Raw genomic sequence first — 23,560 nt, 5'->3', positions numbered from 1 at the left:
GGGCAAGGTCAAGCGCCAATCAGTATTCGAGAGCAGCAGGGCGCAGATACATGCCTTTGGCCGATGCCGCGATCCGGTACTTCACGACATCGCCGGCCTTGAGCGAGATCTCCTGCGCCGGCGGTGCCAGCATGCCCGGCTGACACCCCGGAACCTGACCAGGCTCAAGCTTCAGGCGTATGGAAAACGTGCCGTGGGGCAGATTGAACGAGGTGGACTGCTCCTGAAGCAGGCGCCCGGCAAACTGATCCTGGATATACACGCCAATCTCGCAGGACGTCGGCACTTCCAGACGCTCGCGCGAGATGATCAGAACGGCGTAGTCCTCACCGGTTGCGTTGGCTTGGGGCACGGCGGCAAACAGGCTGAGGAAGCCAAACAGGCTGAAAGCTGACCAGCGCATGGCTGAATCTCCTGAATTTATGTCATTGATGCACGCAGCTTGGCCGAGCGCGGCGCTGATTGCCAGCCCGGCAGTTTATTCAAGAACTTGACCTTGCCATCGTGGCAAGCTCGAAACTGCCGGCAACCTCACTCAAAAGGAGTCATTTGCATGCAAGTGTTCAATGTTGAAGGCATGTCCTGCGGTCACTGCGTCAAAGCCATCACCAACGCCGTGCAGGCCAAAGATCCGGCGGCCAGTGTGCGCGTCGATCTGGCGGCCAAGGAAGTCGGCGTCGAAAGTGCGCTGAGTGCCGAACAGGTGATTGAAGTCATCAGCGAAGAAGGCTACCCAGTAAAACTCGCCTGATAGAAGCAAAAGATCGCAGCCTTCGGCAGCTCCTGCACAAGCGATGCAAATCTACCTGTAGGAGCTGCCGAAGGCTGCGATCTTTTGATCTTTCGACTCAGATTTTTAATTGTTAGCGAGCTATCGGAATGTTCAAGGCGTTCGGGCGCGGCTAGACTGTCGGGCTGCCGACTTGCCAACCTGGATGCCTGATGAACTTCCGTATCATTCTTATTCTCGGTGCCTTGACTGCCTTCGGGCCGTTGGCCATCGACTTTTATCTGCCTGCCTTTCCGTCCATGGCGCTGGCGTTCGGCACCGATGAAAAACACGTGCAGATGACCCTGGCGGCGTATTTCCTCGGTTTGTCCATCGGTCAGCTGTTGTATGGCCCGGTCGCGGATCGCTTCGGCCGCCGAATTCCGCTGCTCACCGGTCTGGCACTGTTCACCTTGGCGTCTCTGGCCTGCGCTTACGCGCCGAACCTGGAATGGCTGATCGGCGCACGCTTCGTGCAAGCGCTGGGCGGCTGCGCGGGGATGGTGATTTCCCGTGCGGTGGTCAGCGACAAATGCGACGCGGTGGGTTCGGCGAAAGTCTTCTCGCAGCTGATGCTGGTGATGGGCCTGGCACCGATTCTGGCGCCGATGCTCGGCGGCCTGCTGGTCAACACCACGGGCTGGCAGTCGATTTTCCTGGTGCTGACCGGTTTCAGTGCTTTGGCGGGGCTCGCGGTGGCGCTCGGTTTGCCGGAAAGCATGCCGGCGCATATGCCGCGCCAGCCATTGTCAGGCGCCCTGCGCCAGTACGGACGCCTGCTGAAGGACCGGATTTACCTCGGTCATGCGCTGACCGGTGGCATCGCCATCGCCGGGATGTTTGCCTACATCGCCGGTTCGCCGTTTATCTTCATCAAGTTGTACGGCGTGCCGGCGGAGCATTTCGGCTGGCTGTTCGGCACCAACGCAGCGGGGTTCATTCTCGTGGCGCAGGTCAATGCGCGGCTGTTGGCCAAGCGTGGCCCGGCGTTCCTGCTGTCGCGTGCGGTCTGGGTTTATCTGTGTGCCGGCCTGACATTACTGGCGGTCAGCGCATTGCATACCGAGGCACTGTGGCCGTTATTGATTCCCTTGTTCATCTGCGTGGCCAGTCTCGGCTGCATCAGCCCCAATGCCGCGGCTTGCGCCATGAACGGCCAACGCGAACGCGCCGGCAGTGCGTCGGCGTTGCTCGGTTGCATGCAGTTCAGCGTCGCCGCCGGGGCATCGGCACTGGTGGGAATCCTGCACGACGGCACTGCCGTACCGATGGCCATGGTCATCAGTCTGTGCGGTTTGTTGGTGGTCAGCGTCGCGTTGCTCACCCGGCGTTTGCAGAATGCCCGGGCGCTGGCGCAAGCCGCTGTCTGAGCAAACTCAGCCGGCAGCGCGCTGCTGGCTGCGGTCGGGAAATTGATGGGGCGCGCAAAGTCGCGCTTCGAGGGTGCGGGTAAAAGCCAGCGCTTCGGCTTCACTGCGGAATGTCACGGCATGCTGATCGAGGCGAACCTGCCATTGAGACTTTGCCACTTCTTTTATCAGGATCTTCATTGCTGACCTCCCTTGCGTAAAAGATGTATCGCAGAGGCTTCGATTCTAGTCCGGAATACGATCGCAATTGTGACAAAGGTCAAGCATCTGACTGACGGCAAAAATCCATCACAGCCCGTGCCAGGCATGGATCAGCGCTGGCAAAGGCTGTGATTTTCCGGTGTTTTAGAAACTTTCTAAAACAATTTTCCCCTTGGCTTTACCGCTTTCGAGCAATTCGTGCGCCCGGCGCAGGTTGGCGGCATTAATCGTGCCGAAATGCTCTCCAACCGTAGTCTTCAATGTCCCTGCATCGATCAGCTCGGCCACGCGGTTGAGCAGATGGTGTTGCTCGATCATGTCCGCCGTCTCGAACAGCGAGCGGGTGTACATGAATTCCCAATGCAGCGACAGGCTCTTGCGCTTGAGTTTGGTCACATCCAGCGACTTCGGATCGTCGATCAGCGCCAGTTTGCCTTGTGGCGCCAGGGCTTCGACCAGTTGGTCCAGATGCTGATCGGTCTGGGTCAGGCTGGCGACGTGGGTCACATTGGCGATCCCCACGCGTTTCAGCTCTTCGCTCAGCGGCTGGCTGTGATTGATCACCAGGTCTGCGCCCAGTTCGCTGACCCAGTCGCGAGTCTGCGCACGGGAGGCGGTGCCAATCACGATCAGGCCGGTCAATTGGTTGGCCAATTGGGTGAGGATCGAGCCGACACCGCCGGCTGCGCCGACGATCAGCAGGCTCTGGCCTTCGTCGGTCTGGCCTTCGCGGATTTGCAGCCGTTCGAACAGCAGCTCCCATGCGGTGATCGCGGTCAGCGGCAGGGCGGCGGCTTCGGCGAAACCGAGGGATTTTGGCATATGGCCGACGATTCGCTCATCGACGACGTGCAGCTCGCTGTTGCCGCCAGCACGGGCAATCGACCCGGCGTAATAGACTTTATCCCCAGCCTTGAACAGCGTCACTTCGCTGCCGACGGCCTTGACCACACCGGCCACGTCCCAGCCCAGCACTTTCGCCGCGCCAGATTCAGGCGCCACGTTCTGCCGCACCTTGGTGTCGACCGGATTGACCGAGATGGCTTTGACTTCCACCAGCAGATCGCGCGGTCCGGCGACCGGTTCCGGCAGTTCGATGTCTTGCAGGGAATTTGCGTCGCTGATCGGCAGGGAAGCGTAATAGGCAATGGCTTTCATGGTTGGCTCCGTACAGGTAATAGAAGAAGTGCTCAGGCGATGGCGCCCAGGCGTTTCAATTCAAAGTGTTCGATGCAGTGCCCGGCAGTGGCCTGGAAGTTCTGAAAATGGGCGCTGGCGTTATGCGTTTGCAGAATCGCTTCGCTGGCCCAGTGTTCAATCACGTAGAACACCCGCGGGTCTGCTAGGTCGCGATGCAAGTCGTACTGACTGCAACCGTCCTCGACGCGGCTGGGTGCAACCAGCGCGTGCAATGCGTGTTCGAGAATGTGCTGTTGGCCGGGTTTGGCGATCAGGGTGGCAATGGCGGTGAATGGCTGGGACATGTTCGGCTCCACAGAATCGGGATGAATTCGATGGAGCAGATGATTGGCTATTTCTCCTCGAGATAAAACCGGCTAAAAGAGCAGTCTGTTTCAATATTTTTTTGATAATCGAGGCTGTGAATGCTGCGTTTCGATGACTTGCAGTTATTTGTCCGGGCGGCGGATCTGGGCAGTCTGTCGGCGGCGGCGCGGGTGATGGACATGTCCGCGGCGGTGGCCAGTGCGGCGTTGAAACGCATTGAGCAGCAACTCGGGGCGCGCTTGCTGGCCCGTTCGACGCGCAGTCTGCGTCTGACCGCTGAAGGCGAAGGCTTCCTCGAATACGCCCGGGCGGCATTGAGTCATCTGGATGAAGGCCGGCGCTTGCTGGCCAGCGGGCAGGATCAGGTCAGCGGGGTCTTGCAACTGTCGGCGCCGTCGGATTTTGGCCGCAACCTGTTGCTGCCGTGGCTGGACGCGTTTCAGCGCGAGCACCCGAAGCTGACTGTGCGCCTGCTGCTCGGCGATCGCATTGCCGACATGTTCCGTCAACCGGTGGACATCGCCCTGCGCTATGGCGAGCCGGAAGACTCCAGCCTGATCGCCTTGCCCATCGCCCCGCACAACCGCCGTGTGCTTTGCGCCTCGCCAGCCTATCTGGCGCGGCACGGTGAGCCGCGCCAGCTTGAACAACTGGCGCAGCACAATTGCCTGTTGTACATGCTCGGCAGCCGGGTTCATGACCATTGGAGTTTTCACGACGGCAAGCGCGAAGTCAGTCTGACGGTCAGTGGCGACCGCTTCAGCGATGATGCCGACGTGGTACGGCTGTGGGCGGTGGCCGGGGCGGGAATTGCCTACAAATCCTGGCTCGACGTGGGCGCCGACGTCCTCGCCGGTCGCCTCAAAGTGCTGCTGCCGGAGCTGTTGTGTGAGCGCGCTCCGCTGAATCTGTTGTGCGCTCATCGCGCACAATTGAGTAAGCCGGTGAACCTGTTAAGGGAAATGCTCGCCAGCCGATGCGCTGATTTGAGTAGTCAATTTCCCGTTTTCCTGAAAGTTGATCATTAGTCGCAGGTAAATAGAGAAATTTCTGTCAGGAACAATCACCACCCGCGCAGGCTGCGAGGCGAAACGGGGCGTGCATCCCGCTTATACTAGCGCCCGCCTCATGCCAGTACCGAAACCCGTCCCGAACGCCGTCAATGCTGAGTTGCCCTGTTTAATTACGGGGTTAGCTATGGTGACGGGTTCTGCGCCGGAGCATGTTGCGTCAATGGCCTGCCTTGCCCCGGTTCAGGGCGTTTTTCGCGTCTTGGCCGCCGACCCATTACTGGTCAAGATGTCTCCGAGCAGTAGACGATACGATTCCACAGGGAGTGAATACATGGAACATGCACCTTGCATCAGCCAGATCGCCACGTTGCTGGCCGACCCCAAGCGCAGCGCGATGATGTGGGCGTTGATGGATGGCTCGGCCCGGCAAACCGAGGAGCTTGCGCTACTGGCAGGGCTGTCGCCGTCATCGGCCAGTGCACATCTGGCACGGCTGGCCACCGGAGGTCTGTTAAAGGTCGAAGTCCGTGGTCGCAAACGGTTTTTCCGGCTTTCGGCGCCGGAGGTGGGGGCCGCGATAGAAGCACTGGCCAGCGCCACCATCGCCAGTGCTCCGCGGGAAATCGCCGAGGCGTTCAAGCGCACCACCCCCATGGCCAAACCTCAGGCGGCGCCGTCGTCGCTGTTGCGCGCACGCTTTTGCGATGACCACCTGGGGGGCACGCTGGCCGCCGATCTGTATCAGCGACTGCTCGACGCCGGCTGGATTGAACAGCTTGAACAGCGTGTAGTGGTGACCCTCAAAGGCTCGAAGCAGTTGGCCGGGCGCGGGGTGTTCATTCAGGCTCTGGCCCATCGCAACGTCCAGGTGGCCTGTGCATGCCCCGACTGGAGTGAACGACGCCCGCACATGGGCGGCTCACTCGGTGCAGCGTTGCTGCAGTTGTTCATGCAATCTGGCTGGCTGGCCCTGCCCAATGATTCAAGAGCCCTGCAACTGACGGCCACCGGCCAGCGCGAGCTGCATCAATTCGCCAAGGAAACCGAGCTGGAAATGGCGTAACAGGGCACCGCTCAAGCGGCGCCTGAAACGGCATCGGCTCTGCTGGCGTCGTCTACGGCTGCGAACAGGTCGCATCCAGCACGAACGGCAAGGCGCTATCGCGCACACTCGATCCGGGGATATTCCGGATGGGGGGAGGCGATATGGACACTCAAGGCTTCAGCGCGGCAGAACGCCTGGAACGACTGCCGATCAGCGGTTATCACCGGATCATTTTCATCATCATCGCGTTGGCGTTTTTCTTCGACTCCATGGACCTGGCGATGATGACGTTTCTGCTTGGCTCGATCAAAGCCGAGTTCGGCCTGAGCAGCGCACAGGCAGGATTGCTCGCCAGTTCGAGCTTCTTCGGCATGGTGCTCGGTGCGTCGCTGTCCGGCATGCTCGCGGACCGCTTCGGGCGCAAACCGGTGTTTCAGTGGAGCATCGTTCTCTGGGGCTTGGCCAGTTACCTGTGCTCGACGGCGCAAACGGTCGAGGCGCTGACGATTTTTCGTATTTTGCTGGGGATTGGCATGGGCATGGAGTTTCCCATCGCGCAGTCGATGCTCTCGGAACTGATTCCTGCTCAGCGGCGTGGGCGTTATATCGCGTTGATGGATGGCTTCTGGCCGCTGGGTTTCGTCGCGGCCGGTGTGCTGTCGTACTTCCTGCTGCCAGTGATTGGCTGGCGCGACATCTTTCTGGTGTTGGCGGTGCCGGCGGTGTTCGTGTTGGCGATCCGTTTGTTCATTCCCGAATCACCGCGCTGGCTGGAACAGGCCGGGCGGCATGAGGCGGCGGACAAGGTCCTCGACGGCATCGAACAGCGCGTACGTGCATCGCTTGGCGGTGCCGCGTTGCCGGTGCCGATACGTTTGCCGCGGACCGTGACGCCACCGGGCAACTTCTTCTCGGCGCTCAAGCAGATCTGGTCGCCACAGTATCGCCAGCGCACGACGATGATCTGGAGCCTGTGGTTCTTTGCGTTGCTGGGTTTTTACGGGCTGACGTCGTGGTTGAGTGCGTTGCTGCAACAGTCGGGTTTTGCCGTGACTCAGTCGGTGTATTACACGGTGCTGATTTCGCTGGGCGGGATTCCCGGATTTTTGATGGCGGCGTGGCTGGTTGAGCGTTGGGGGCGTAAACCGGTGTGCATCGTCACATTGCTCGGCGGCGGGGTGATGGCGTTTCTCTACGGGCAGAGCGCGGTATTCGGCGGCAACGTTGCCTTGTTGATCGGCACGGGACTGCTGATGCAGTTCTTCCTGTTCGGCATGTGGGCGGTGCTCTACACCTATACGCCAGAGTTGTATCCGACCTCGGCACGGGCGACGGGCTCGGGATTCGCCTCGGCGATCGGCCGCGTGGGTTCGCTGCTCGGGCCGTTGGTGACCGGGCTGGTGTTCCCGATTACCGGGCAGGGCGGGGTGTTTGCGCTGGGGGCGCTGTGCTTTGCGATAGCGGCGGGCGTGGTGTGGCTGTTCGGGATGGAGACGCGGGGGAAAACCCTGGAAGAACTGACTGAAACCGATATCTCAGGCTAAACACAGATCCAATTGTAGGAGTGAGCCTGCTCGCGATAGCGGTGTGTCAGATACAAACTATCAACTGACACACCGCTATCGCGAGCAGGCTCACTCCTACAAAGGGTTTTGCAGTGTTGCTTATGGTTTTACCAGACGCGCATCCAGGCTGTTCTGCGCCAGGCGCTTGGCCTGATCCTGAGTCATGCCCAGGTGTTCGTGCAGCGCATGGAAGTTCTCGGTCACATAACCGCCGAAGTACGCCGGGTCATCGGAGTTCACCGTGACTTTCACGCCACGCTCAAGCATGTCGAGGATGTTGTGCTGCGACATGTGATCGAACACGCAGAGTTTGGTGTTCGACAGCGGGCACACGGTCAGCGGGATTTGCTCGTCGATGATCCGCTGCATCAGGCGCTCGTCTTCGATGGCGCGCACGCCATGGTCGATGCGCTGGATTTTCAGCAGGTCGATGGCTTCCCAGATGTACTCTGGCGGGCCTTCTTCACCGGCGTGGGCAACGGTCAGAAAACCTTCGTGACGAGCACGGTCGAACACACGCTGGAACTTGCTCGGCGGGTGGCCCATCTCGGAACTGTCCAGCCCGACAGCGACAAACGCGTCACGGAACGGCAGCGCCTGGTCGAGGGTTTTCTGTGCTTCGTCTTCGCTGAGGTGGCGCAGGAAGCTGAGGATCAAACCGCTGGTGATGCCCAGTTGCTGCTCGCCATCCTTCAGTGCGGCGGCGATGCCGTTGAGCACCACTTCGAACGGGATGCCACGGTCGGTGTGGGTCTGCGGGTCGAAGAACGGTTCGGTGTGAATCACGTTCTGCTCTTTGCAGCGCAGCAGGTAAGCCCAGGTCAGGTCGTAGAAATCCTGCGAGGTGCGCAGTACATCGGCACCCTGGTAATACAGGTCGAGGAATTCCTGCAGGTTGTTGAAGGCGTAGGCCTTGCGCAGGGTTTCGACGTCGTTCCACGGCAGGGCGATCTTGTTGCGTTCGGCCAGGGCGAACAGCAACTCGGGCTCCAGCGAGCCTTCCAGATGCAGGTGCAGTTCAGCCTTGGGCAAGGCGTTGAGCCAGTCGTACATATTCTTTTCTCATCAGGTGCAATGACGGCATTCTACAGATGCTCACCGAAACAATTGGCAAAACCTGACCAAGCGATCCATCACACCGCTTCCTGCTCACGACGATAAGCGTAGGTATCGGCGAAGCGCGACAGCAGGAATTCGGCGCAAGTGGTCGTCGGATATTTCGCCGGATGCTGGGCGTCCTGACAACCGGGCAGGCATTCGATAAGGGTGTCCGGGTGCGGTTCGGCGAAGAACGGCATCGAGTAGCGATCCACCCCGAGCGGGCTGATCACCCGATGCGGTGTCGAGCGATAACGGTCGTTGCTCCAGCGCGCCATCATGTCGCCGAGGTTGACCACGAAGGTGCCGTCAATCGGCGGTGCGTCGATCCATTCGCCTTTGACGTTCTTCACTTGCAAGCCGCCGGCGCTGTCCTGATAAAGCAGGGTGATACAGCCGTAATCGGTATGCGCGCCGGCGCCTTGCTGCTCGGCGGAACTCGCCGTGTGCCGTGGCGGGTAGTGGATCATGCGCAACACGCTGACCGGCTCATGGAAGCGGCTGTCGAAAAAGTCCCGTTCGATGCCCAGCGCAAGCGTCATGGCGCGCAACAGGGTTTGCGCGAGGGCCTGCATGTCGAGGTAGTGCTGCTCCATCAGAGCTTCCCATCCTGCTTGCGCAGGATGGCGGTTCGGCCCGCGCAACGGTTTTTCCGCCAGCACCTCGGGATGACTGGCCGGCAGGTGCAGGCCCATGTCGAAAGTTTCTTTGAGGTCGCTGGGTTTGCTCGGGTCGAGCTGTTCGGTGGCGACGGCGCCGTAGCCGCGGTGATGGCGAGTCTGGGTGATGTCGATCTTGAGTTTGTCGGCGACGGGCAGGGCGAAGAAACGTTGCGCGTGATCCAGCAGATCGGCGATGCGTTGCGGCGAAATCGGATGGCCCTTGATGTAGAAAAAGCCCCATTCGCAGCAGGCGTGGTCGATCTGCCTGGCGACGGCGGGCCAGGCGTTTTCGTTGTCGGAGTAGAGCGGGCTGATGTCGATGATCGGAAGCTGATCCATACACAATCCTTGAGAACGCTGAAGATCAACTGTAGGAGTGAGCCTGCTCGCGATAGCGGTGTATCAGATGCAGATTACGTCGACTGACACAGCGCTATCGCGAGCAGGCTCACTCCTACAGGGGAAAGTGATAGGCCCGGGATTACTTCGGCATCTCGGCCTTCATGCCTTCCACGTAATAGTTCATCGACGCCAGTTCCGCATTGGTCGCGCTCACGCCTGCGGGGATTTTCTCCACGCCGCTCTGATCCTTGATCGGCCCGGTAAATGGCTGCAACGCGCCGCTCTTGATGTCGGCGATGATCTGCTCGGCCTCGGCTTTCACCGGTGCCGGCACCAGATCGCTGATCGGCAGTTCAACCGTGCCTTCTTTCAACCCGCCCCAGTAATCCTGGGGTTTCCAGGTGTGGTCGATCACGCTTTGCGTCGCCTGAATGTAATGCGGTGCCCAGTCGTTGACGATCGAAGTCAGCACCGCTTTCGGGCCGAAGTGCGCCATGTCCGAGGCGTAACCCACGGCGTATACGCCGCGACGCTCGGCCGCCTGAATCGGCGCCGGGCTGTCGGTGTGCTGGAACACCACGTCGACGCCCTGATCGATCAGCGCGTTCGCGGCATCGGCCTCTTTGCCCGGATCGAACCAGGAATTGACCCACACCACTTTGATCTCGGTGCCCGGGTTGTATTTGTTCAGGGCCAGTTGAATGGCGTTGATGTCGCGGATCACTTCCGGAATCGGGAACGAAGCGACGTAGCCGATCTTTTTGGTCTTGGTCATTTTTGCCGCGAGGAAACCACCGACATAGCGGCCCTCGTACGTGCGCGCCAGATAGGTGCCGAGGTTCTTGTCCTGCTTGTAGCCGGTGGCGTGTTCGAAGGTCACCTTGGGAAACTGCTTGGCGACTTTCACGGTCGGGTTCATGTAGCCGAAGGAGGTGGTGAAGATCAGGTCGTATTTGTCCTTGGCCATGTTACGGATCACCCGCTCGGCGTCGGCGCCCTCGGCGACGTTCTCCACGTAGTTGGTGGTGATCTGATTGCCGAATTTTTCCGCGAGTGCCTTGCGCCCCTGCTCATGCTGATACGTCCAGCCGTGGTCGCCGATCGGGCCGATGTAGACGAAACCGACCTTCAGCGGATCGGCAGCGCTGGCGCTCAGGCTGATCCCCAGACCGATGGCGGCGCACAGCAGTTTGTGCAGCGGACGTATTTGCATGAATTGGAGCTCCATTTTGTTGTGTGTGGTCGAGGCCAATGCAAATTGCTGACCAACAGGACAACAAAGTCGTTCGAAATCGGGGGGCGGCCTTCGCGAGCAGGCTCGCTCCCACAGGGGAATGCATCTCAATGTGGGAGCGAGCCTGCTCGCGAAGAGGCCGGCAAGGCTAATAAAAGTGCATACCTGAAACCGGCTGCCATCCACTGGTGCGCTAAGGTGTAACGAAACGTTAGCGCCGCCCCGCAGTCAGTAGCTCATTCGACTCTCTCGGCAAAAGGCCCGTCATGCTCACCATCCTCAAGCAAGAAAGCTTTCTGCTGCTGGCCGTCATCGCCGCGTGCGTTGCCTATCCGCTGGAACACTGGATGCTGCACAGCGGCCAGATCGTTGCGCTGATCTCAGGCTTGGTGCTGATCGCCTTTATCGTCGCCGCCTCGATGCGTGTGGCCCATCAGGCCGAATTGCTCGCGGAAAAGGTCGGCGACCCCTACGGCACGATGATTCTCACGTTGGCCGCGGTGTTGGTGGAAGTGGTGATCCTGGCGATCATGATGAGCAACGAAGCCTCGCCCACGCTGGTGCGCGACACGATCTATTCGGCGGTGATGCTCGACATCAACGGCATCCTCGGCCTCGCCGCACTGATGGGCGGGATCAAGCACGGCGAGCAGTCCTACAACGACGACTCGGCGCGCAGCTACAGCGTGATGATCCTCACCGCGATGGGCGTGTCGATGGTGGTCCCGGAGTTCATCCCCGAAGCCAACTGGAAAATTTATTCAGCATTTACCATCGGCGCGATGGTGGTGCTTTATGCGTTGTTCCTGCGCATGCAGGTCGGCCCGCACAGTTACTTTTTCAGCTACAGCTACCCGGACAAACGCCGCAAGAAAGAGCCGGTGGAAGAGGAACCGAAACCGGTGAGTCTGGCGTTGTCGATCGGCATTCTGGTGTTCGGTGTGGTGGTGATCGGCGCACTCGCCGAAGTGATGTCGAAGACCCTCGATCTGGGCCTGGAAGGCACGGGCGCACCGCCGGTGATCACGGCGATTCTGGTGGCGGCGATTTCCGCAGCGCCGGAGATTCTGACCGCGTTGCGTGCGGCATTGGCCAACCGCATGCAGTCGGTGGTCAACATCGCGATGGGGGCGTCGTTGTCGACGGTGATCCTGACCGTGCCGGTGATGGAAGCGATGGCGTTGTATACCGGCCAGCCGTTTCAAATGGCGATGACGCCGGTTCAGACCGTGATGATCTTCATTACCTTGATCGTCAGCGCGATCAACCTCAATGACGGCGAGACCAATGCCATTGAAGGCATGACCCACTTCGTGTTGTTTGCGACGTTCATCATGCTGTCCCTGCTGGGCCTTTGAAGCCACCACAAAGCTAATGTAGGCCTTCGCCTGCTCGCGATCGCGGTGTGTCAGAGACAGATTTCTCAGCTGACACAACGCGATCGCGAGCAGGCTCATTCCTACAGGGATGGTGTTGGATCAGGTACCGGCGATCAACTGCCGAGCTGCCTGGCTGTGATCAGCGATCAGGCCTTTGAGGTCAAGGCCTTCAACCTGGCCATCCACCACGCGCCACTTGCCACCGATCATCACCCGATCCGCACGATCGGCGCCGCACAGCAGCAACGCCGAAATCGGATCGTGGCTGCCGGAGAAACGCAGCTCATCCAGTTTGAACAACGCCAGATCCGCTTGCTTGCCCACCGCCAGTTCGCCGATGTCGGTACGGCCCAACAGACTCGCCGAGCCCTTGGTTGCCCAGCCGAGTACACGCTCCGGGGTGATCTTTTCGGCGCCATAACGCAGGCGCTGGATGTACAGGGCCTGACGCGCTTCAAGAATCATGTTCGACGCATCGTTGGAGGCCGAGCCGTCCACGCCCAGACCAAACAGCGCCCCAGCATCAGTCAGATCGATGCTTGGGCAAATGCCGGAGGCCAGACGCATGTTCGAACTCGGGCAATGGCAGATACCGGTGCCGGCCTGGCCGAGGCGGGCGATTTCGTCCGGGTTGAAGTGAATGCCGTGAGCCAGCCAGGTGCGCGGGCCGAGCCAGCCGACGCTGTCCAGATAATCGACGGTACGCAGGCCGAAACGCTGCAGGCAGAAGTCTTCTTCATCGAGGGTTTCGGCGAGGTGCGTGTGCAGGCGCACGTCGAGTTTGTTTGCCAGTTCGGCGCTGGCCGACATGATTTCCGGGGTCACCGAGAACGGTGAGCACGGCGCCAGCGCGATCTGGATTTGCGCGCCATCGCCACGCTCGTGGTACTCGTGAATCAGGCGCTGACTGTCGTCGAGAATCACCTGACCTTCCTGCACGGTCTGCTGCGGCGGCAGACCACCGTCCTTCTCGCCGAGGCTCATCGAGCCACGAGTGAGCATGGCGCGCATGCCCAGTTCGCGCACGGTTTCGACTTGCACGTCGATGGCGTTTTCGAGGCCATCCGGGAACAGGTAGTGGTGGTCGGCAGCGGTGGTGCAACCCGACAGCAACAGCTCAGCCAATGCCACTTTGGTGGCGAGGGCGAGTTTCTCGGGGGTCAGGCGTGCCCACACCGGGTACAGGGTTTTCAGCCACGGGAACAACGGCTGATTGACCACCGGCGCCCAGGCGCGAGTCAGGGTTTGATAGAAGTGATGGTGGGTGTTGATCAGGCCCGGCAGGATCACGTGCTCGCGGGCATCGAACACTTCATTGCATGGCGCAGACGGCTGTTGACCGGCAGCGAGCACTTCGACGATGACACCGTCTTGCACGACAAGACCGCCACGGGCATCAAGCTCGTTGGAAGTGAAAATGGCGAGGGGATTTTTTAACCAGGTACGGGTCGCGGGCATTTTGCCGGCTCCTCTGAAAGTTGGGTTCAGGGTTGCCAGCTCAGTGATGCCCTGTCTGCTGATCCAGGGTCGCCGCGAAGGACGAGGTGCGCAGTTTCAAACAAATCGCCGCATCGGGCAAGCCCAACCCGACCAGACACCGCGATCCCCTTGTAGGAGTGAGCCTGCTCGCGATAGCGGTGTGTCAGTCGAATGATTTGTATCTGACAAACCGCTATCGCGAGCAGGCTCACTCCTACAGGGGATTTGTGCGTTTACCAGGGAATGGTTTCGCCCTTGTAATTGACGAAGTGATGCCCGCCCTTGCCGGCAAACGCATTCACCTGATCAATCAAACCGCGCGTGCTGGTTTCAACATCAATGTCGGCGCCTTCGCCACCCATGTCGGTCTTCACCCAACCCGGGTGCAGCGACAGCACGGTCAGTTTCTGCTCACCCAACTGGGTGACGAAACTGTTAGTCATCGAATTCAGTGCAGCCTTGCTTGCCTTGTACAGCGCCAGTTCCGGCGCATCGGGCATGGTCACGCTACCGAGCACCGAACTCATGAACGCCAGCACGCCGCTGCCATCGCGGATCTGCCCGACAAAACGCTGGGCCAGATTGATTGGCGCCACGGCATTGGTGAAAAACAGTTGCCCGACTTCGGCCAGTGTCGCCCCGCCAGGCGTTTGTACATCCGGACCTTTGACCCCGGCGTTGACGAAGAGCAGGTCGAAGGTTTCGCCTTTGAGTTGCTGACTCAGGGCGATCACTGCTTGTTGGTCGTCCATATCCAGCTTTTCGATGCGCACCTTGCCCAGCGCTTGCAGCGCCTCGGCCTTTTGCGGATTGCGCACCGTGGCCGTGACTTGCCAGCCGTCAGCCAGCAGGGTTTTCACCAGCCCGAGGCCCAAGCCACGGGAGGCGCCGATGATCAGTGCGTTTTTTGCCTGGGACATGATGGGGCTCCTTGAAAATTACGGTTCACGGATTCAATGGACACGCCTGACCGAGCCGTAGTTGCAACTCATGACGGAGTGCGCCGAGTTCGCTCATGCGGGTTTCGATCAGTTGCAGTTTGTCGCGCAGCAACTGCGCCACGGCATTATCCGGGTCGGGTGCGTTCCACAGGGCGGCAACGCTGTTGCCGATCTCTCCGAGGGTAAAGCCCAGCCGTTGCGCAGTCTTGATGTAGAGCACCAGTTGCACCATCTCCGGCGGATAGTCGCGATAACCGTTGGCACTGCGCTGCGCCGCGATCAATCCACGCTGCTCGTAGAAACGTAAAGTGTCACGGCTGACTGCGCTGGCCTGGGCCAATTCACCGATGCGCATGCGGGTTCTCAAAAGGGCTATTGACCCTGGAGCATACTCCAGGCTTTACCGTGCTTGCTCCTCAAATTTCTGGAGCATGGATGATGTGGACTTCGAAGCAATATCGAAAAGTGGTGCGCGGCAGTGCCTGGTATGACCTGATCGTCACGGCGGCATTTGCCACGCCGTGGAGTTTTGCCGCGCTGCATGGTTTTTTGACCGCGCTGAATCTGCCGGGGGACTTGCCGGCGTTCCAGCCTGCACATGTGCTGATGGCGAACCTGCTGGGGTCAGTGGTTTGCGTGTGGGCGGTGCTGCGGATTCGCGATCCGCAGGCGCTTTATGGACGTTATGACGCGGTCGCGCGGTTTCTGTTTGCGGCTTGGCAGGGCTATGCGCTGCTGCATGGCGCCAGTTCGATCTTGCTGGTTTTCCTGGTCTTTGAACTGGCGTGGGGCGTCGCTCAGGTGTTGCCTGTGCGGACGCCTTCGCGAGCAGGCTCACTCCTACAAGGGAGCTGCGAACCCGATCCAATGTAGGAGTGAGCCTGCTCGCGATGGGGCCATTAAAATCACCGCATCAATGCCCTGACTGCCACGGTTGCCCCAACGACACCGGTGCATACAACCGCGTACGCAACGCATCGCGCGACAACACCACCAGCACCACAATCGTCGCCACATACGGCAGCATCGCCAACAGACTCGACGGAATCGCCAGCCCCAACCCCTGCGCCACCAGATGCAGGATGCTGGCGAGGCCGAACAGATACGCGCCGAGTAACAACCGCCACACCCGCCAACTGGCAAACACCACCAGTGCCAGCGCAATCCAGCCGCGTCCGGCGGTCATGTTTTCCGCCCACATCGGCGTGTACGCCAGCGACAGGTACGCCCCGGCTAACCCGGCCATCGCGCCGCCGAACAACACAGCCAGCGTGCGCACAGTCAACACCGGCAAGCCCATCGCACTGGCCGCATCCGGGTTCTCGCCGACGGCCTGAATGATCAGCCCGACACGGCTTTTGATGATCACCCATGCCACCAGCGCAAACAGCGCGAACGACAGATACACCAGCAGATCCTGAGCAAACAGCATCCGCCCGATCAGCGGGATTTCACTCAGGTACGGAATCGCCAATGGCTCAAAACCCGCCAATGGTTTACCGACCCACGCCGCGCCAACGAAGGTCGACAACCCCACGCCAAAAATCGTCAGCGCCAAGCCGGTCGCCACCTGATTGGCATTGAACACCAGCGCCACCAGGGCAAACAGCGACGACAGCAACATCCCGGCAAGCATCGCCAGCAAAACACCGAGCCACAAGTTGCCGCTGTTGAGGGCGACGATAAAACCGATCACCGCGCCAAACAGCATCATTCCTTCCTGCCCGAGGTTAAGCACGCCGCTCTTTTCGCAGATCAGTTCACCCAGCGCCACCAACAGCAGCGGAGTACCGCAACGCACCATGGCGTAGAAAATATTGCTCAACAGATCGATATCCATCACAGCGCTCCGGCAGTTATGGCGGTGGTCGAAGTACGCCGTGCCCAGCGCAGTTTCAGGCGTGGCCGATAGAGAATCAGCACGTCACAGGCGAGCAGGAAAAACAGCATCATTCCCTGGAACAACTGGGTGATCGCTTGCGGCAGATTGAGGGTCATCTGCGCGCTCTCGCCGCCGATGTACAGCAGCGCCATCAGCAGACTGGAAAACACAATCCCAATTGGATTCAGTCGCCCGAGAAACGCCACGGTAATCGCCGCGTAGCCATAACCCGGCGACACCTGCGGCACCAACTGGCCAATGGGCCCGGTGACTTCACAGACCCCGGCCAACCCGGCAAGACCACCACTGATCAACAGCGCCAGCCAGATCAGCCGCTTCTCGCGGAAGCCGACAAACCCTGCCGCGCGCTTGTCCAGCCCGAGTACTTTGATCTGGAAACCGACAAAGCTTTTCTGCAACAACACCCACACCGCGACCAGCGCGAGCAGGGCGAAATACACCCCGGCGTGTACGCGGCCATCCTCCATCAACAGCGGCAAACGGCTGGCGTCGCCGAACATCGCCGACTCGGGAAAGTTGAAACCGGCCGGGTCCTTCAACGGCCCGTGCACGCAGAACAGCAGCAGGTTCAGCGCGATGTAATTGAGCATGATGCTGGTGAGGATTTCGTTGGCGTTAAAGCGTGTGCGCAGCCACGCCGTCAACCCCGCCCACGCGGCACCGGCGAGGGTGCCGGTGAGCAGAATCAACGCCAGCGCCCAACGACTTTGCACATCGATGATGTTCACCGCCAGGGCACTGCCGGCCAAGGCGCCGAGGAGCAATTGGCCTTCGGCGCCGATGTTCCAGATGCGCGCCTGATAAGCCACCGCCAGGCCGAGCGCGCAAAGCAGGATCGGCAGGGCTTTGACCAGCAATTCCGAGACGCCATACCAGTCGCTGACCGGCGCAATTAACAGGGTGTACAAGGTTTGCAGCGGATCATGGCCGAGGGCGATGAACAGCAGCGAACCGCAACCGAGCGTCAGCGCCGCCGCCAGCAGCGGTGAGCACCAGAGCATCAGGCGCGATTGCTGGCCACGGGGTTCGAGGGAAAGCAGCATGTTTGAAAACTCCGTTAAACCGTGGCGTGTTTTTGCGCGGCGTCGAACTGACCGGCCATCCAGCCGCCAACGTCGCTCAACAAGGTGTCTGTGGTGTTTTGCAGCGCCGAGATCCTGCCGCCGCACAACGCGCCGAGGCGGTCGCTGATCTGGAACAGTTCGTCGAGGTCTTCGGAAATCACCAGAATCGCCGCACCGGCATCGCGTAATGCGATCAACGCGCGGTGGATGGTAGCGGCGGCGCCGACGTCAACGCCCCAGGTCGGGTGCGCAGCGATCAGCAGTTTCGGTTGCTGGAGGATCTCCCGGCCGAGGATGAATTTCTGCAGGTTGCCGCCGGACAGACTGCGCGCGGCGGCTTGTGTGCCTGGGGTTTTCACGCCGAAGCGCTGAATGATTGTTTCGGCGAGGGCTTCGACTTTGCCGCGCTCGATCAAGCCGTTGCTGACCAGACCTTGTTGGAAAGCAGTGAGCAGGGCGTTGTCCGCCAGACTCAACTCCGGCACCGCGCCGTGACCCAGTCGCTCTGCGGGTACGAACGCCAGACCGAGTTTGCGTCGCGTATCGGGGCGTAAATCGGCGACGCTTTTTTCGCCGAAGCGAATGGTCGCCGCCTCGGCACGGGGCAGGGTTTGTTCGCCACTGAGCAACGCGAGCAATTCATCCTGACCATTACCGGCCACCCCGGCGATGCCGACGATTTCACCGCTGCGGACTTGTAAGTCGACAGCCGTCAACGAGCAGCCGAATGGGTCCGGGTTTTGCCAGTTCATGCCACTGACCTGCAAAAACGCCGCGCCACCGCAGACCTTCGGATAATCGCCAATCAACGCTGCCGCTTCGCCGACCATCAACTGCGCCAATTGCTGATCCGAGCACTCGGCTGGCACGCAATGCCCAGCCACGCGCCCGCCGCGCAATACCGTGGCGCTGTGGCACAAGGCGCGCACTTCTCCGAGTTTGTGGCTGATAAACAGAATGCTGCAGCCCTCGGCGGCGAGGCGGCGCAGGGTAACGAACAACTCGTCAGCCTCCTGTGGCGTCAGCACCGAGGTGGGTTCATCGAGGATCAGCAGGCGGATGTCCTGCATCAGGCAACGAATGATTTCCACCCGTTGCCGCTCACCGATCGACAGGCTGTGGACAAGTCGTGCAGGTTCCAGCGCCATGCCGTAGCGGTTGGAGACCTCACGAATTTGCGGTTCCAGATGTTTTGGCGTGCCGGCCGCAGCCCCCATCGCCAAGGCAATGTTCTGCGCCACACTAAGTGTTTCGAACAGCGAAAAATGCTGGAACACCATACCGATACCCAGTTGCCGTGCCTGCGCTGGATTGCGGATATTCACCCGCTGTCCTTGCCAGAGCATCTCGCCGGAATCGGCCTGGGTCACTCCGTAGATGATCTTCATCAACGTGCTCTTGCCCGCACCGTTTTCGCCGAGCAGGGCGTGAATTTCGCCTGGCGCAATGCCCAGGTCGATGGCGTCATTGGCCAGGCAACCGGGGTAGCGTTTGCTGATGTGGCGAAGTTGCAGGCGCGGGGTTGAATCGGCGATGGGCATGGCAGGCTCGACTGACTTGGAGTTATGCCTGTGGATAAAGCAATTTCCTGGCCATTGAGTCAGGAACCGCTGCAGCCCCTGCTCGCAAGCGCTGAACGCAGAGCTTCGCAGCCGAAGTCGAGCAGATTCACGGCACCAATTCGGCGCAAAGCCATTGAGCAGGCTCCAGTTTTGCCCGTCGGCCACTGATCAAAAAACGAGCAAACCGGCGGGGCCTAGGCAGTACCTGCGACTGCGCCAGCCATGAACGGGTTATCCACAGGTTGTTCCACAGTTATTGTGCGCAAGCCGAAAACCCGGGCATAAGCACCGGGGTGCTTTCTTCTAAAGGTGATAAACAGTGCTAACTGATTGTTTTTGCGTGGGATTTGCATTTCGTCTGGCGAATTGAACGAAAAGTGAGCAAACCTCGCAAAGCCGCGTGACAGAAGGGTTACAGAGGAATGTACTCAGGTTATCCACAGTCGGGTGCACAGCAGATGTGGGCAACTCGGTGGAATAAGGGATATGCGCTGTGCCCTAAAAGATCGCAGCCTTCGGCAGCTCCTACATGAAAACGCCGATACCGCGATCACCCCCCAAATTCATGACAACCCCGGATCCCTGGTAGGAGCTGCGGCACGCTGCGATCTTTTGATCTTTTATCGTTGAAGCAAAATCCGCCCACGACTCAAATCCGCCAACTGACTCTGCAACAATTCAATCTGCGCCGCACCCACCGCCAACTGCAACTCCACGCCATTGGCGGTGAAATTTTCTTCCACCACCAACCCACCCAGATCCGCCACCCGCAATTTCACCAATGCCAATTCGGCAAACCCGCAGGCGCAACGCAGCGGTACGCGGCTGATCAACTCGACTTTCGCCGCCGTTTGCAGGCACTTGTTCGCACCACCGCCATAGGCCCGGGCCAATCCGCCGGTGCCCAGTTGAATGCCGCCGTACCAACGAATCACCAGCACCGCGACCTGATCGCAATCCTGCGCTTCAATCGCTGCCAGAATCGGTCGCCCGGCAGTGCCACCGGGTTCGCCGTCATCGTTGCTGCGATATTGATCACCGAGTTTCCACGCCCAGCAATTGTGCGAGGCGTTCAAGTCGTTGTGTTGTTCGAAGAACGCCTGCGCCTCGGCGGGGCTGCCGATTGGCGTGGCGTAGGTGATGAAGCGGCTTTTGCGAATTTCTTCGCGGTACTCGCAAAAACCGCTGAGGGTGAAAGGCATAAACGTCTTAAATAGCAGGAGTGAGGCCGCAGCCTTTGAGAATGATGCGGATCAGGTTGTTGCCGGCGTCTTCCATGTCTTGCTTGGTCAACTTGCTGCGACCGCTGACGCGGCAGATCTGCGTGGCGAAGTCGGCGTAATGCTGGGTGCTGCCCCACAGCAGGAAGATCAGGTGTACAGGGTCGACCGGGTCCATTTTGTCCGCATCGATCCACGCCTGAAACACCGCCGCCCGGCCGGTGAACCAGGTGCGATAGTCCTGGTTGAAATACTCGGTCAGGCATTCGCCACCGCTGATCACTTCCATCGCGAAGATGCGCGAGGCTTGCGGCTGGCGTCGGGAGAATTCCATTTTTGCGCGGATGTAGCGGGTCAGCGCTTCGGCCGGATCGTCTTCGGCGGTGAGGGTATTGAAGGTGCTGTCCCACAGCTCGATGATGTTGCTCAGCACCGCCACGTACAACCCGAGCTTGTTGGTGAAGTAGTAATGCAGGTTCGCCTTGGGCAACCCGGCATTCTGGGCGATGGTGTTCATGCTGGTGCCTTTGTACCCGTGACGGGCGAACTCGTCTTCGGCGGCTTTGAGAATGGTCTCTTCGTTCTTCTGACGAATGCGGCTGGCGGGCTTGCCGCCGTGAGCGGGGACTTCAAAGGTCATAGGCACTTCCGGGTTTGTCTGTGGGTGCAACCAATTGCGTTGATAGCGCACCCACAGGCATCCGACAAGTCCTGAAGCGATAAAACCGTTACACCTGTTCGATCTTGTTCAGTGGTGCAGGTACTTCGACAGGCTCGCTTTTGGCCTCCGGCAGCAACAGGCAAAGGATGATCGCCGTCAGTCCGCCGCTGGTAATCGCTGAGTCGAACAGGTTCTGCACAAGCTTTGGCAGCAAGTGTAAAAGGTTCGGTTGCGCGGCGATGCCGAGGCCGACGCCGAACGAAGTGGCGATGATCAGCATGCTGCGCCGATCCAGTGGCGACTGCGCGAGGATGCGCACGCCGGCAGCGGCGACGGCGCCGAACATCACCAGTGTGGCACCGCCGAGCACCGGTTTCGGGATCTGTTGCAGCACCGCGCCGATCATCGGGAACAGCCCGAGGCAGAACAGGATCGCGCCGATGTACAGCCCGACATAACGGCTGGCCACGCCGGTCAGCTGGATCACGCCGTTGTTCTGCGCAAAGGTTGTGTTGGGAAAGGCGCTGAAGGTCGCGGCGATCATGCAACTCACGCCATCACCGAGCACCCCGCCACGCAGGCGACTTATATAAGAAGGGCCGCTGATGGGTTGCCGGGCGAGCATGCAGTTGGCGGTGAGGTCACCGACGGTTTCGATGGTGCTGATCAGATAAATCAGCGCGACCGGCAGGAAAGCCGTCCAGTCGAAGCTGAATCCGAACTTGAACGGTGTAGGAAGACTCACCAGCGGTAGGTCAGGCAATGGCTGCGGCACGAGTTTGCCACTGAACCACGCCGCCAGGCTGCCGAGCAACAGGCCGATGATGATCGCCGACAGCCGCACCCACGGCGTGTTCGAGCGGTTGAGCAGAATGATCGTCAGCAGCACGAACACACCCAATGCCAAATTGCCCGGCGCACCGAAGTCCGGCGCATTGAAACCGCCGCCCAGATCGGTGATGCCAACCTTGATCAGACTGATGCCGATCAGCGTGATGACAATTCCGGTCACTAGCGGCGTAACCACTCGGCGCAATTGACCGATGAAGCGGCTGAGGACGATTTGCACAATTGCGCCGAAAAAGCACACACCGAAGATCATCGCCAGAATGTCTTCCGGGCTACCGCCACGCTGCTTGACCAGAAACCCGGCCGAGAGCACCGCACCGAGAAAGGCAAAACTGGTGCCTTGCAAACAGATCATCCCCGCACCAATGCCGAACGGCCGCCGCGCCTGAATAAAGGTGCCGACGCCCGAGACCATCAAGGCCATGCTGATCAGGTAGGGCAGGTGTGCGGTCAAACCGAGCGCCGAACCAATCACCAGCGGCGGGGTGATGATGCCGACAAAACTGGCGAGCACATGTTGCAGCGCCGCGAGGATTGCAGCGAGCGGTTTGGGGCGATCGTTGAGGCCGTAGATCAAATCGCTGGACGGTTCGGAATCTGGCTGCATGGGCTTGGGCTTCTTGTTGATGGATCGAGATTCATCCTGCTCTGCAAAAAGCTGTCCACTTGCTCAACTTTATCGGCGGATGATCCGCAAATGTAGGAGCTGCCGAAGGCTGCGATCTTTTGATCTTGCTTTCAACGCGTTGCCGCCAGACTCTCCAAAAAGCTTTCCAGCACCAAATGAGGGCGCCGCCCTTTGCGCGTGACCGATGCGAGGCTCAAGTCGTAGAAACGTGTTTGGGATTTCAGCGCACGCAGCCGACCCTGTTGCACCCAAAGACCGGCGTAATGATCCGGCAAATAACCGATATAACGCCCGGTCAGAATCAAAAACGCCATGCCCTCACGGTCCGAGGCACTGGCCGTGCAATTGAGTGCTTGGTAATGCGCCTGAATATCCGCCGGCAACCGAAACGTCGGCGCGATTGCATCCTGACTGTTCAAGCGATCGTCATCGAGTTGCTTGTCATCGACATAAAACAGCGGATGCCCGACCGCGCAATACAGCAGCGAGCGCTCGCTATACAGCGGCTGATACTCCAGTCCCGACAGCGCGCTCGCCTGTGGCACCACGCCAACATGCAAGCGTCCATCGAGCACACCTTGTTCGACTTCGTTGGGGGCGATCATGCGGATCTGAATCTGCACATCCGGCCCGCGTTCCTTCAACTGTGCGAGGGCGTGGGTGATGCGCATATGGGGCAAGGTGACGAGGTTGTCGGTCAGGCCGATGATCAACTCGCCACGCAAATGCTGGTGCAGGCCGTTGACCTCGGTGCGAAAGCTTTCCAGCGCACTTAAAAGTTGCAGTGCCGATTGATAAACCTCGCGGCCTTCTTCGGTCAGCGAGAAACCCGCCCGGCCACGCTGACACAAGCGCAGGCCGAGTCGTTGCTCGAGATCGCTCATCTGCTGGCTGATCGCCGAACGACCGATGCCGAGCACGGTTTCCGCCGCCGAGAAGCCGCCGCATTCCACCACGCTGCGAAAAATCCGTAGCAGGCGGATATCAAAGTCACTGACCTGGGCCAGCGGATCGGGGCGGCGGCTGCTCATGTTTTTATTCTCAATGTTTAGCAGAGTTCTAACTGAAG

24 protein-coding genes are annotated in these 23,560 nt (G+C 60.0%); 7 read left to right on the top strand and 17 right to left on the bottom strand.

Going from position 1 to position 23,560, the window contains the following annotated elements; genetic code table 11:
• Positions 1-19 precede the first annotated feature (19 nt).
• Positions 20-403: a hypothetical protein gene (locus JFT86_RS02980; RefSeq protein WP_201235654.1), complete on the bottom strand. Its 384-nt coding sequence runs from the start codon at positions 401-403 to the stop codon at positions 20-22.
• A 150-nt stretch (positions 404-553) separates the two neighbouring features.
• Here JFT86_RS02980 and JFT86_RS02975 point away from each other — a divergent pair, with 150 nt between their 5' ends.
• On the top strand, positions 554-751 hold the full coding sequence (locus JFT86_RS02975) for a cation transporter (RefSeq protein WP_201235652.1): 198 nt from the start codon (positions 554-556) through the stop codon (positions 749-751).
• A 191-nt stretch (positions 752-942) separates the two neighbouring features.
• Positions 943-2,139 carry a multidrug effflux MFS transporter gene (locus JFT86_RS02970; RefSeq protein WP_201235644.1) on the top strand — a complete coding sequence of 399 codons (1,197 nt, stop codon included), beginning with the start codon at positions 943-945 and terminating at the stop codon, positions 2,137-2,139.
• A gap of 6 nt (positions 2,140-2,145) precedes the next feature.
• On the opposite strand, the gene JFT86_RS02965 is transcribed toward JFT86_RS02970, so the two are convergent.
• The 3 genes from JFT86_RS02965 to JFT86_RS02955 all read right to left on the bottom strand — a co-directional run bounded on the left by JFT86_RS02965 (position 2,146) and on the right by JFT86_RS02955 (position 3,824).
• Positions 2,146-2,319, bottom strand: coding sequence for a hypothetical protein (locus tag JFT86_RS02965; RefSeq protein ID WP_201235643.1), 174 nt, complete (start codon positions 2,317-2,319; stop codon positions 2,146-2,148).
• 165 nt (positions 2,320-2,484) lie between these two features.
• Positions 2,485-3,498, bottom strand: a complete 1,014-nt coding sequence (locus JFT86_RS02960; protein ID WP_201235640.1) for a zinc-binding alcohol dehydrogenase family protein — start codon at positions 3,496-3,498, stop codon at positions 2,485-2,487.
• Positions 3,499-3,530: 32 nt separating this feature from the next.
• Positions 3,531-3,824: a putative quinol monooxygenase gene (locus JFT86_RS02955; protein ID WP_201232210.1), complete on the bottom strand. Its 294-nt coding sequence runs from the start codon at positions 3,822-3,824 to the stop codon at positions 3,531-3,533.
• Between the two features lie 120 nt (positions 3,825-3,944).
• Here JFT86_RS02955 and JFT86_RS02950 point away from each other — a divergent pair, with 120 nt between their 5' ends.
• The 3 genes from JFT86_RS02950 (at position 3,945) to JFT86_RS02940 (ending at position 7,448) form a co-directional block, all read left to right on the top strand.
• Positions 3,945-4,874, top strand: a complete 930-nt coding sequence (locus tag JFT86_RS02950) for a LysR family transcriptional regulator (RefSeq protein ID WP_201235638.1) — start codon at positions 3,945-3,947, stop codon at positions 4,872-4,874.
• A 316-nt stretch (positions 4,875-5,190) separates the two neighbouring features.
• Complete coding sequence (locus tag JFT86_RS02945; protein ID WP_201235636.1) at positions 5,191-5,922, top strand: helix-turn-helix transcriptional regulator; 732 nt, start codon at positions 5,191-5,193, stop codon at positions 5,920-5,922.
• Positions 5,923-6,065: 143 nt separating this feature from the next.
• Positions 6,066-7,448 carry an MFS transporter gene (locus tag JFT86_RS02940; RefSeq protein ID WP_201235635.1) on the top strand — a complete coding sequence of 461 codons (1,383 nt, stop codon included), beginning with the start codon at positions 6,066-6,068 and terminating at the stop codon, positions 7,446-7,448.
• Positions 7,449-7,568: 120 nt separating this feature from the next.
• Here JFT86_RS02940 and JFT86_RS02935 read toward each other — a convergent pair whose 3' ends face one another.
• The 3 genes from JFT86_RS02935 to JFT86_RS02925 form a co-directional block, all read right to left on the bottom strand.
• Complete coding sequence (locus tag JFT86_RS02935) at positions 7,569-8,522, bottom strand: adenosine deaminase (RefSeq protein ID WP_095188152.1); 954 nt, start codon at positions 8,520-8,522, stop codon at positions 7,569-7,571.
• Positions 8,523-8,602: 80 nt separating this feature from the next.
• Positions 8,603-9,568, bottom strand: coding sequence for a 2-oxoglutarate and iron-dependent oxygenase domain-containing protein (locus JFT86_RS02930; protein ID WP_201235633.1), 966 nt, complete (start codon positions 9,566-9,568; stop codon positions 8,603-8,605).
• A gap of 142 nt (positions 9,569-9,710) precedes the next feature.
• A complete protein-coding gene (locus JFT86_RS02925; RefSeq protein ID WP_201235631.1) occupies positions 9,711-10,784 on the bottom strand; it encodes a BMP family ABC transporter substrate-binding protein in 1,074 nt (357 codons plus the stop codon).
• A 287-nt stretch (positions 10,785-11,071) separates the two neighbouring features.
• On the opposite strand from JFT86_RS02925, the gene JFT86_RS02920 reads away from it, so the two are divergent.
• Complete coding sequence (locus JFT86_RS02920) at positions 11,072-12,163, top strand: calcium:proton antiporter (RefSeq protein ID WP_201235629.1); 1,092 nt, start codon at positions 11,072-11,074, stop codon at positions 12,161-12,163.
• A gap of 120 nt (positions 12,164-12,283) precedes the next feature.
• Here the strand turns inward: JFT86_RS02920 and JFT86_RS02915 are convergent, their stop codons facing one another.
• The 3 genes from JFT86_RS02915 to JFT86_RS02905 all read right to left on the bottom strand — a co-directional run bounded on the left by JFT86_RS02915 (position 12,284) and on the right by JFT86_RS02905 (position 14,959).
• A complete protein-coding gene (locus JFT86_RS02915; protein ID WP_201235628.1) occupies positions 12,284-13,642 on the bottom strand; it encodes an 8-oxoguanine deaminase in 1,359 nt (452 codons plus the stop codon).
• Positions 13,643-13,896: 254 nt separating this feature from the next.
• A complete protein-coding gene (locus JFT86_RS02910) occupies positions 13,897-14,583 on the bottom strand; it encodes an SDR family oxidoreductase (RefSeq protein WP_201235626.1) in 687 nt (228 codons plus the stop codon).
• Between the two features lie 25 nt (positions 14,584-14,608).
• Positions 14,609-14,959: a MerR family transcriptional regulator gene (locus tag JFT86_RS02905; RefSeq protein ID WP_201235624.1), complete on the bottom strand. Its 351-nt coding sequence runs from the start codon at positions 14,957-14,959 to the stop codon at positions 14,609-14,611.
• Between the two features lie 83 nt (positions 14,960-15,042).
• Here JFT86_RS02905 and JFT86_RS02900 point away from each other — a divergent pair, with 83 nt between their 5' ends.
• The gene (locus JFT86_RS02900) at positions 15,043-15,477 is read left to right on the top strand and encodes a hypothetical protein (RefSeq protein ID WP_201238545.1); all 435 of its coding nucleotides are present in this window, start codon (positions 15,043-15,045) and stop codon (positions 15,475-15,477) included.
• A 40-nt stretch (positions 15,478-15,517) separates the two neighbouring features.
• Here JFT86_RS02900 and JFT86_RS02895 read toward each other — a convergent pair whose 3' ends face one another.
• The 7 genes from JFT86_RS02895 to JFT86_RS02865 all read right to left on the bottom strand — a co-directional run bounded on the left by JFT86_RS02895 (position 15,518) and on the right by JFT86_RS02865 (position 23,522).
• Complete coding sequence (locus tag JFT86_RS02895; RefSeq protein ID WP_201235622.1) at positions 15,518-16,444, bottom strand: ABC transporter permease; 927 nt, start codon at positions 16,442-16,444, stop codon at positions 15,518-15,520.
• Entirely contained in the window at positions 16,444-17,550 is a 1,107-nt protein-coding gene (locus tag JFT86_RS02890) for an ABC transporter permease (RefSeq protein ID WP_201235620.1), read from the bottom strand. Before JFT86_RS02890 ends, JFT86_RS02895 begins: the two co-directional genes overlap by 1 nt.
• 14 nt (positions 17,551-17,564) lie before the next feature.
• On the bottom strand, positions 17,565-19,112 hold the full coding sequence (locus tag JFT86_RS02885; protein ID WP_201235618.1) for an ABC transporter ATP-binding protein: 1,548 nt from the start codon (positions 19,110-19,112) through the stop codon (positions 17,565-17,567).
• Between the two features lie 641 nt (positions 19,113-19,753).
• Positions 19,754-20,335 (bottom strand): YigZ family protein, encoded by a 582-nt coding sequence (locus tag JFT86_RS02880; protein ID WP_201235616.1) that lies wholly within the window; start codon positions 20,333-20,335, stop codon positions 19,754-19,756.
• 7 nt (positions 20,336-20,342) lie between these two features.
• Entirely contained in the window at positions 20,343-20,993 is a 651-nt protein-coding gene (locus tag JFT86_RS02875) for a TetR/AcrR family transcriptional regulator (protein WP_201235614.1), read from the bottom strand.
• A gap of 88 nt (positions 20,994-21,081) precedes the next feature.
• Positions 21,082-22,470, bottom strand: coding sequence for a nucleobase:cation symporter-2 family protein (locus tag JFT86_RS02870; protein ID WP_201235612.1), 1,389 nt, complete (start codon positions 22,468-22,470; stop codon positions 21,082-21,084).
• A gap of 131 nt (positions 22,471-22,601) precedes the next feature.
• Complete coding sequence (locus JFT86_RS02865) at positions 22,602-23,522, bottom strand: LysR family transcriptional regulator (RefSeq protein ID WP_201235609.1); 921 nt, start codon at positions 23,520-23,522, stop codon at positions 22,602-22,604.
• Positions 23,523-23,560: the final 38 nt, after the last annotated feature.

The organism is Pseudomonas sp. TH06, assembly GCF_016651305.1.
GTDB lineage: Bacteria > Pseudomonadota > Gammaproteobacteria > Pseudomonadales > Pseudomonadaceae > Aquipseudomonas.
Note: the sequence above shows the minus strand (reverse complement) of the source record. Positions and strands in the feature narration are given on the sequence as shown.

Bases quoted from the DNA above. Each gene is read 5' to 3' on its own strand.
- JFT86_RS02980 (WP_201235654.1), bottom strand. From the start codon at position 403: ATGCGCTGGTCAGCTTTCAGCCTGTTTGGCTTCCTCAGCCTGTTTGCC.
- JFT86_RS02975 (WP_201235652.1), top strand. From the start codon at position 554: ATGCAAGTGTTCAATGTTGAAGGCATGTCCTGCGGTCACTGCGTCAAA.
- JFT86_RS02970 (WP_201235644.1), top strand. From the start codon at position 943: ATGAACTTCCGTATCATTCTTATTCTCGGTGCCTTGACTGCCTTCGGG.
- JFT86_RS02965 (WP_201235643.1), bottom strand. From the start codon at position 2,319: ATGAAGATCCTGATAAAAGAAGTGGCAAAGTCTCAATGGCAGGTTCGC.
- JFT86_RS02960 (WP_201235640.1), bottom strand. From the start codon at position 3,498: ATGAAAGCCATTGCCTATTACGCTTCCCTGCCGATCAGCGACGCAAAT.
- JFT86_RS02955 (WP_201232210.1), bottom strand. From the start codon at position 3,824: ATGTCCCAGCCATTCACCGCCATTGCCACCCTGATCGCCAAACCCGGC.
- JFT86_RS02950 (WP_201235638.1), top strand. From the start codon at position 3,945: ATGCTGCGTTTCGATGACTTGCAGTTATTTGTCCGGGCGGCGGATCTG.
- JFT86_RS02945 (WP_201235636.1), top strand. From the start codon at position 5,191: ATGGAACATGCACCTTGCATCAGCCAGATCGCCACGTTGCTGGCCGAC.
- JFT86_RS02940 (WP_201235635.1), top strand. From the start codon at position 6,066: ATGGACACTCAAGGCTTCAGCGCGGCAGAACGCCTGGAACGACTGCCG.
- JFT86_RS02935 (WP_095188152.1), bottom strand. From the start codon at position 8,522: ATGTACGACTGGCTCAACGCCTTGCCCAAGGCTGAACTGCACCTGCAT.
- JFT86_RS02930 (WP_201235633.1), bottom strand. From the start codon at position 9,568: ATGGATCAGCTTCCGATCATCGACATCAGCCCGCTCTACTCCGACAAC.
- JFT86_RS02925 (WP_201235631.1), bottom strand. From the start codon at position 10,784: ATGCAAATACGTCCGCTGCACAAACTGCTGTGCGCCGCCATCGGTCTG.
- JFT86_RS02920 (WP_201235629.1), top strand. From the start codon at position 11,072: ATGCTCACCATCCTCAAGCAAGAAAGCTTTCTGCTGCTGGCCGTCATC.
- JFT86_RS02915 (WP_201235628.1), bottom strand. From the start codon at position 13,642: ATGCCCGCGACCCGTACCTGGTTAAAAAATCCCCTCGCCATTTTCACT.
- JFT86_RS02910 (WP_201235626.1), bottom strand. From the start codon at position 14,583: ATGTCCCAGGCAAAAAACGCACTGATCATCGGCGCCTCCCGTGGCTTG.
- JFT86_RS02905 (WP_201235624.1), bottom strand. From the start codon at position 14,959: ATGCGCATCGGTGAATTGGCCCAGGCCAGCGCAGTCAGCCGTGACACT.
- JFT86_RS02900 (WP_201238545.1), top strand. From the start codon at position 15,043: ATGTGGACTTCGAAGCAATATCGAAAAGTGGTGCGCGGCAGTGCCTGG.
- JFT86_RS02895 (WP_201235622.1), bottom strand. From the start codon at position 16,444: ATGGATATCGATCTGTTGAGCAATATTTTCTACGCCATGGTGCGTTGC.
- JFT86_RS02890 (WP_201235620.1), bottom strand. From the start codon at position 17,550: ATGCTGCTTTCCCTCGAACCCCGTGGCCAGCAATCGCGCCTGATGCTC.
- JFT86_RS02885 (WP_201235618.1), bottom strand. From the start codon at position 19,112: ATGCCCATCGCCGATTCAACCCCGCGCCTGCAACTTCGCCACATCAGC.
- JFT86_RS02880 (WP_201235616.1), bottom strand. From the start codon at position 20,335: ATGCCTTTCACCCTCAGCGGTTTTTGCGAGTACCGCGAAGAAATTCGC.
- JFT86_RS02875 (WP_201235614.1), bottom strand. From the start codon at position 20,993: ATGACCTTTGAAGTCCCCGCTCACGGCGGCAAGCCCGCCAGCCGCATT.
- JFT86_RS02870 (WP_201235612.1), bottom strand. From the start codon at position 22,470: ATGCAGCCAGATTCCGAACCGTCCAGCGATTTGATCTACGGCCTCAAC.
- JFT86_RS02865 (WP_201235609.1), bottom strand. From the start codon at position 23,522: ATGAGCAGCCGCCGCCCCGATCCGCTGGCCCAGGTCAGTGACTTTGAT.